This is a genomic window from Gallibacterium genomosp. 3 (assembly GCF_001678475.1).
Taxonomy (GTDB): domain Bacteria; phylum Pseudomonadota; class Gammaproteobacteria; order Enterobacterales; family Pasteurellaceae; genus Gallibacterium; species Gallibacterium faecale.
Genome location: NZ_JTJR01000031.1, coordinates 1 through 7,320 on the forward strand (window position 1 = coordinate 1; position 7,320 = coordinate 7,320).

The window sequence follows — 7,320 nt, forward strand, 5'->3', positions numbered from 1 at the left end:
AAAAGCGAAGATTGCGGATAAAGTATCTGTAAATACGCGAGTTGGCGTTGGTTATGACTTAATTGGTGAGCCAGCATCTGTACGAGCAGCTTTTGCCGGGGCATCTGACTTGAAGTTTACTACTGAAGGTGCGCAACATGGTCAAGTGAATGGCGAGGTGGGATTAAATGTGAATTATCACATTAGTCCAATGGCGACCATTTCCGTGGGATATGATGCGTCTGCACGTAAAGGCTATATTGAACACAACCCAACGGTATCGTTCAAGATGGCATTTTAGTTCCACAACACGATAATAATAACAAGAGATACCCGAAAAATTCACGCCACATTTGTGGCGTGTTTTTTATATTGTGTTTCTTTATCTTTTCGACAAAATGATTTTTTCACTTTTTTATAAAAAGAGAGTTCTTTTTTCTTTAATTTTTGATACTTAGTTATTAAAAATTGTCTTATTTTTATGCACTTATTCTATATAACAAGGATAATTTGGGATAAAGCACTTGATACACATTAAAATATCTGTATAATACGCCCCAGATTTCAGACGCGGGGTGGAGCAGCTTGGTAGCTCGTCGGGCTCATAACCCGAAGGTCGTTGGTTCAAATCCAGCCCCCGCAACCAATTTCATTGAGTGAAATTGATCAGTAGTAAAGAGTTGAAGCCCCGTTAGGGGTTTTTTTGTGGAATAAATTTTGTAAGAAAAATTTATTTGTTCAGTTTGGTAAACACGAAGAAACGGGGCTTAAAAGCCCTTTTTTTATACCTTTAATTTGACAATGAACAAGGAGATTATCTTTGGCAACGCTAGAACAAAAGTTACAAGATCTATTACAACCTACTGTTGAAGGTATGGGATTTGAGCTTGTAGGAATTGAATGTCCGCGAGCTGGTCGCTATTCAACAGTCCGTTTATATATTGATAAGGAAAATGGCGTAACTATTGATGATTGTAGTGAAGTAAGTCGTGAAGTTGGGGCAATTTTAGATGTTGAAGATCCAATTAGCGATAAATATAACCTTGAGGTGTCATCGCCAGGTTTAGATCGTCCATTGTTTACATTAGAACACTATCAACGCTTTGTTGGACAAGAAGTGGTGATTCATTTACGTATTGCAACAGCGGGGCGTCGTAAATGGCAAGGTGATTTAGTCAGTGTTGATGGCGATATGATTACAGTGAATGTGGATGGAGAGTCGCAAGTTTTCGCATTTGGCAATATCCAAAAAGCAAATATCGTGCCAAAAATTTCCTTTAAATAAAGAATTGTATGAATTAATAGAGAGATAACCTATGAGCAAAGAGATTTTATTAGCTGCGGAAGCAGTATCCAATGAAAAATTATTGCCTCGAGAGAAGATTTTTGAGGCGTTAGAAAGTGCATTAGCAATTTCTACTAAGAAAAAATATGAACAAGATATTGATGTTCGCGTTTCTATCAATCAAAAAACAGGCGATTTTATTACTTACCGCCGTTGGTTAGTTGTTGAGCACGTAACTCACCCAACAAGAGAGATCACCTTAGAAGCTGCGCAAATGGAAGAGCCAGAGATTAAATTAGGTGAATTCATTGAAGATGAAATCGAGTCAATCGCTTTCGATCGTATTACGATGCAAACAGCTCGCCAAGTGATTAGTGCGAAAATCCGTGATGCAGAACGTAATAAAGTTGTTGAACAATTTAAAGAAAGAGAAGGCGAGATTATCACTGGCGTAGTGAAAAAAGTGAATCGTGAAAATGTGATTCTCGATTTAGGTAACCAAGCAGAAGCGATGATTTTGCGTGAAGATTTATTACCACGTGAAAATTTCCGTGCCGGTGACCGTGTGCGTGGTGTACTTTATAAAGTTAACCCTGAAGCGAAAGGCGTTCAACTATTTGTAACACGTTCTAAACCAGAAATGTTGATTGAGTTATTCAAAATTGAAGTACCTGAAATTGGTGAAGGTGTTATTGAAATTAAAGCTGCTACTCGTGATCCTGGTATCCGTGCCAAAATTGCCGTGAAAAGCCATGACAAACGTATTGATCCAGTAGGTGCTTGCGTAGGTATGCGTGGTGCACGTGTACAAGCAATTACAAATGAATTAGATGGTGAACGTGTTGATATCGTACTTTGGGACGATAACCCAGCACAATTTGTTATCAATGCAATGGCACCAGCGGATGTAGTTTCTATCGTTGTTGATGAAGATAAAAAATCAATGGATATCGCGGTAGAGTCAGCAAATCTTGCGCAAGCTATTGGTCGTAATGGACAAAATGTCAAACTTGCTTCACAACTGACAGGTTGGACATTAAATGTAATGAGCAGTGATGACTTAGAAAATAAACATCAAGCAGAAAATCAAAAGACCATTAATTTATTTATGGAAGCATTGGATCTTGATGAAGAGTTTGCAGCACTTCTTTCAGAAGAAGGATTTAGCAAATTAGAAGAAATTGCTTATGTTCCAATGGAAGAACTGCTTGAGATTGATGGTTTTGATGAAGATCTTGCAGAAGAATTGCGCAATCGTGCAAAAGAAGCACTAACAAAAATTGCATTAGCGGAAGAAGCAGCTTTGGCGAATGTCAATGTAGAAGAAGCCTTACTAAAATTAGAAGGTATGAATCGTCATTTAGCAGTGAAATTAGCTGAGAAAAATATCACTACATTAGAAGAGCTTGCTGAGCAAGGTGTTGATGATTTAAGTGATATTGAAGAACTTTCTGCAGAACAAGCAGCAGAATTGATTATGGCAGCCCGTAATATCTGCTGGTTTGGTAATGAAGAATAATTAAGGTGGTGTACAGATGACTGATAAAAAAACTGATACCCAAGTGACAGAGAAAAAACCAACTAAATTAAAGTTGAAACGTTCAACACATAGTACATTAACGGTTCAACAAAATGGCAGCGGAAAAAGCAAAGAAGTTAAAATTGAAACACGCAAAACTCGCGTGATCGATACTCGTGCTCAAGCTGAAATGGAAAAACAAGCTGCTGAACAAGCTCGTTTAGAAGCACAGGCTCGTCAAGAAGCAGAAGCTAAAGCGAAGAAAGAAGCCGAAGAAAAGGCAAAACAAGAAGCAGAAGCTAAAGCGAAAAAAGCAGCAGAACAAGCTGAAAAAGCGAAGAAAGAAGAAGCTGCGAAAGCAGAATCAAAACCTGCAAAAAAAGCAGAGACAGCGAAAAAAGTCGCAGCAGAAAAAGACGAAACTAAACAAAAACGTAAAGCAGAAGAAGCAGAATTCCGCCGTAAAGCAGAAGAAGCAGCCCGTCAAAAAGCAGAAGAACAAGCAAGAAAAGCTGCTGAAGAAGCCAAACGTTATGCTGAGTTTTCTGATGATGATATGGCTGATGATGATGCAGATGATTACTCTGATTATCATTTCACTTCATCTTATGCGCGCGAAGCAGAAAATGAAGAAGATCGCCGTAATGAAAATCGTGGCCGTGGTAAGAAAGTAACAAAAACCAAAAAGAATGGTCGTGATGAAGAATCTTCAAAAAATGAACGTGAAGCAAATCGTCGTAATAATCAACAAAACGGTAAAGGTAATAAAAAAGCTAACCGTAAGAGTGCGTTACAACAAAGCTTTACTAAACCAGCACAGCCAGTTTCTCGTGATGTGGTGATCGGTGAAACTATTACAGTTGGTGAACTGGCAAATAAAATGGCGGTAAAAGCAACAGAAGTTATTAAAACTATGATGAAAATGGGGGCAATGGCAACCATTAACCAAGTTATCGACCAAGAAACAGCACAATTAGTTGCTGAAGAAATGGGACATAAAGTTGTATTACGTCGTGAGAATGAATTAGAAGAAGCAGTCTTAAGCGATCGTGATATGAATACTGATTCAGAACCACGTGCGCCAGTTGTAACCATTATGGGACACGTTGACCACGGTAAAACATCATTGCTTGACTATATCCGTAAAGCAAAAGTGGCTGCTGGCGAAGCGGGTGGAATTACTCAACATATTGGTGCATACCACGTACATACCCCAAATGGGGATATTACTTTCTTAGATACTCCGGGACACGCTGCGTTTACTTCGATGCGTGCTCGTGGTGCTCAAGCGACAGATATCGTGGTACTAGTGGTTGCTGCTGATGATGGTGTAATGCCACAAACTATTGAAGCAATCCAACACGCTAAAGCAGCGAATGTACCATTAGTCGTTGCAGTAAATAAAATTGATAAACCAGAAGCAGATCCTGATCGTGTGAAAACAGAATTATCACAACACGGGGTAATTTCTGAAGATTGGGGTGGTGATACCCAATTCGTTAATGTTTCGGCGAAGAAAGGATTAGGGATTGATGAACTCCTTGATGCAATCTTATTACAAGCAGAAGTACTTGAATTAACAGCAGTTAAAGATGGTATGGCAAGTGGGGTTGTGATTGAATCTTACTTGGATAAAGGACGTGGTCCAGTTGCAACTGTGTTAGTACAATCTGGAACTTTAAACCGTGGTGATATTGTACTTTGTGGCTTAGAGTATGGCCGTGTTCGTGCAATGCGTAATGAAATCGGTAAAGAAGTTAAAACCGCTGGCCCATCTATTCCAGTAGAAATTTTAGGTCTATCTGGCGTACCTGCTGCGGGTGATGAAATGACCGTTGTTCGTGATGAGAAGAAAGCACGTGAAGTTGCACTTTATCGTCAAGGTAAATTCCGTGAAGTTAAATTAGCTCGTCAGCAAAAAGCAAAACTTGAAAATATGTTTAGCAGTATGACAGAAGGTGATGTTTCTGAATTGAACATCATTGTTAAAGCTGACGTACAAGGTTCGGTAGAAGCGATTTGCCAAGCATTATTAGAACTCTCAACTGATGAGGTAAAAGTAAAAATTATTGGTTCTGGTGTGGGTGGAATTACCGAAACCGATGCGACATTAGCGGCAGCCTCAAATGCAATTCTTGTCGGCTTTAATGTTCGTGCTGATGCTTCTGCACGTCGTATCGTGGAAAGTGAAAGCATTGATCTTCGTTACTATTCTGTGATTTATGACTTAATTAACGAAATCAAAGCTGCATTAAGCGGTATGTTACAACCAGAATTCAAACAAGAAATTATTGGTTTAGCTGAAGTACGTGATGTATTCCGTTCACCGAAATTTGGTGCGATTGCAGGTTGTATGGTGATTGAAGGGGTAGTGAAACGTCACAATCCAATCCGTGTATTACGTGATAACGTGGTAATTTTTGAAGGTGAGTTAGAATCGCTACGTCGCTTCAAAGATGATGTAAACGAAGTCCGTAATGGTATGGAATGTGGTATCGGTGTGAAGAACTACAACGATGTTCGTACTGGCGACCAAATTGAAGTATTTGAAACGGTTGAAATTAAACGTTCAATCTAATACAAATTCATCAAGCAAAATCTAACAAACAAAGTGGTAGCGAGAGTTTACCACTTTGTTTATTTCTGAAAGGATTTAACTATGGCAAGAGAATTTAGCCGTGCCCAACGTGTGGCACAAGAGATCAAAAAAGAGATTGCCGTTATTTTACAACGTGAGGTTAAAGATCCTCGCATTGGTATGGTAACGGTATCAGATGTAGAAGTATCTAGAGATCTTGCATATGCAAAAGTATTTGTTACTTTTTTATTTAATGAAGATGAAGCGCATATTGAGCAAGGATTAATTGGACTTGAAAAAGCCTCTCCTTATATTCGCTCTCTGTTAGGGAAAGCAATGCGTTTGCGTATTGTGCCAGAGTTACGCTTTATTTATGACACTTCTTTAGTCGAAGGGATGAGAATGTCAAATTTGGTTACGCAAGTTGTGAACCAAGATAAAGCGAAACATCACGATGCTCAGGAGTGATAGGAGTCAGCGTGGCAAAAGCGAAAAAAGGACGTGATATTGACGGTATTGTGTTGTTAGATAAACCGCAAGGTATGAGTTCAAACCACGTATTACAGCAAGTAAAACGTTATTATCAAGCAAATAAAGCTGGGCATACTGGGGCTTTAGATCCATTAGCGACAGGGATGTTACCGATTTGCCTTGGTGAAGCAACAAAATTTTCTCAGCACTTACTTGATGCGGATAAATGTTATTTAGTTACAGCTAAATTAGGGGAACGTACTGATACCTCTGATGCAGATGGGCAAGTGGTTGAACAGCGTGCAGTAAATGTCGATTTAGCTCAAATTATGGCAGCTTTGCCACATTTCACTGGTGAGCTACAACAAGTTCCAACAATGTTTTCTGCGTTAAAGCATCAAGGAAAACCGCTTTATGAATATGCTCGTGCCGGGATTACGATTGAGCGAGAAGCCCGTCCGATTACGATTTTTTCTCTAGAGTTTATTGAATATCAAGCCCCATATTTAACTTTATCTGTACACTGTTCAAAAGGCACTTATATTCGGACGCTAATTGATGATTTAGGTGAGTATTTAGGATGTGGTGCTCACGTAACTATGCTACGCCGAACTAAAGTTGCTAATTATCCGTTAGCAGCGATGGTAACGCTTGAACGTTTAGCGGAGTTAGCTGAACAACAGCAATTCGCTGAATTAGATAAACTGTTATTACCGCTTGATACAGCGATTACAGACTTACCAAAATTAACTGTTACAACGGAAGTAGCCCAAAAATTAGTATTTGGACAACGTATCAAGTTAGAACAGCTCACCGAGCAAGGGCTATATACGATTTATAGTGAACAAGGTAATTTTATCGGTGTGGCAGAAGTGATTCGGGATGTACTGCATCCAAGGCGATTAGTGAATCCTAGTAAATAAAAATATTGGATATTCAATTATTGTCCAAGTAAGCCTATTGATTATCAGCTTCGCTAATTTTCTGTGTAATTTTAATTTCTCCTGTTTACTCCTCCTCATTGCATTGTAGAGGAGTATTTATTGATCTTTCTTAGCCCCTTTCAGAAGTTGAGTTTTCCTAGCAAGTTATTCCATCTAAAATTAAATAGTTATATAAGGAAAAAATTTAGACTTTTTGTCTTATATGCGGGAGTTACAGTAGTAAAATGTAGATAAACAAAAAGCCATAAGTTTATATTTAAACTTATGGCTTCTCAAAAGTAAGATGGCGGAGGAAGTGAGATTCGAACTCACGGAGGACGTAAATCCTCGCCGGTTTTCAAGACCGGTGCCTTCAACCGCTCGACCATTCCTCCGCAGTTGTTGGCTTAACTAAGCGGGGCTAATCATACGGATTTCAGGATCGTAAGTCAAGCAAGGAAAATACTTTTTTTAATGATTGCCTTAATATTAGCCAAGTGCGCATTCAAAAATGGAAAATTCAGGGAAATAGAGAATGTATATAATGATAGTTTAATAAAATACT

The 7,320-nt window shown here is 38.8% G+C and carries 6 protein-coding genes and 2 tRNA genes; 7 read left to right on the forward strand and 1 reads right to left on the reverse strand.

Annotated elements, in window-relative coordinates; translation table 11 throughout:
- From QV06_RS11780 to truB, 7 genes are all read left to right on the forward strand, one after another.
- Nucleotides 1-280 (forward strand): autotransporter domain-containing protein (locus QV06_RS11780; protein WP_167348602.1); only part of this gene is annotated, 280 nt, incomplete at its 5' end.
- Between the two features lie 268 nt (nucleotides 281-548).
- Nucleotides 549-625 (forward strand) — tRNA-Met (locus tag QV06_RS07790).
- 174 nt (nucleotides 626-799) lie between these two features.
- Entirely contained in the window at nucleotides 800-1,264 is a 465-nt protein-coding gene (gene rimP, locus QV06_RS07795; protein ID WP_065237647.1) for a ribosome maturation factor RimP, read from the forward strand.
- A gap of 31 nt (nucleotides 1,265-1,295) precedes the next feature.
- Nucleotides 1,296-2,783, forward strand: a complete 1,488-nt coding sequence (nusA, locus tag QV06_RS07800; RefSeq protein ID WP_065237648.1) for a transcription termination factor NusA — start codon at nucleotides 1,296-1,298, stop codon at nucleotides 2,781-2,783.
- A gap of 16 nt (nucleotides 2,784-2,799) precedes the next feature.
- Nucleotides 2,800-5,361 carry a translation initiation factor IF-2 gene (gene infB, locus QV06_RS07805; RefSeq protein ID WP_065237649.1) on the forward strand — a complete coding sequence of 854 codons (2,562 nt, stop codon included), beginning with the start codon at nucleotides 2,800-2,802 and terminating at the stop codon, nucleotides 5,359-5,361.
- A gap of 81 nt (nucleotides 5,362-5,442) precedes the next feature.
- On the forward strand, nucleotides 5,443-5,829 hold the full coding sequence (gene rbfA / locus QV06_RS07810; RefSeq protein ID WP_065237650.1) for a 30S ribosome-binding factor RbfA: 387 nt from the start codon (nucleotides 5,443-5,445) through the stop codon (nucleotides 5,827-5,829).
- Between the two features lie 11 nt (nucleotides 5,830-5,840).
- The gene (truB, locus tag QV06_RS07815; protein ID WP_065237651.1) at nucleotides 5,841-6,755 is read left to right on the forward strand and encodes a tRNA pseudouridine(55) synthase TruB; all 915 of its coding nucleotides are present in this window, start codon (nucleotides 5,841-5,843) and stop codon (nucleotides 6,753-6,755) included.
- Between the two features lie 305 nt (nucleotides 6,756-7,060).
- Here truB and QV06_RS07820 read toward each other — a convergent pair.
- Nucleotides 7,061-7,150: transfer RNA gene (locus QV06_RS07820), tRNA-Ser, on the reverse strand.
- Between the last annotated feature and the right edge of the window lie 170 nt (nucleotides 7,151-7,320).

Bases quoted from the DNA above. Each gene is read 5' to 3' on its own strand.
- infB (WP_065237649.1), top strand. From the start codon at position 2,800: ATGACTGATAAAAAAACTGATACCCAAGTGACAGAGAAAAAACCAACT.
- nusA (WP_065237648.1), top strand. From the start codon at position 1,296: ATGAGCAAAGAGATTTTATTAGCTGCGGAAGCAGTATCCAATGAAAAA.
- rbfA (WP_065237650.1), top strand. From the start codon at position 5,443: ATGGCAAGAGAATTTAGCCGTGCCCAACGTGTGGCACAAGAGATCAAA.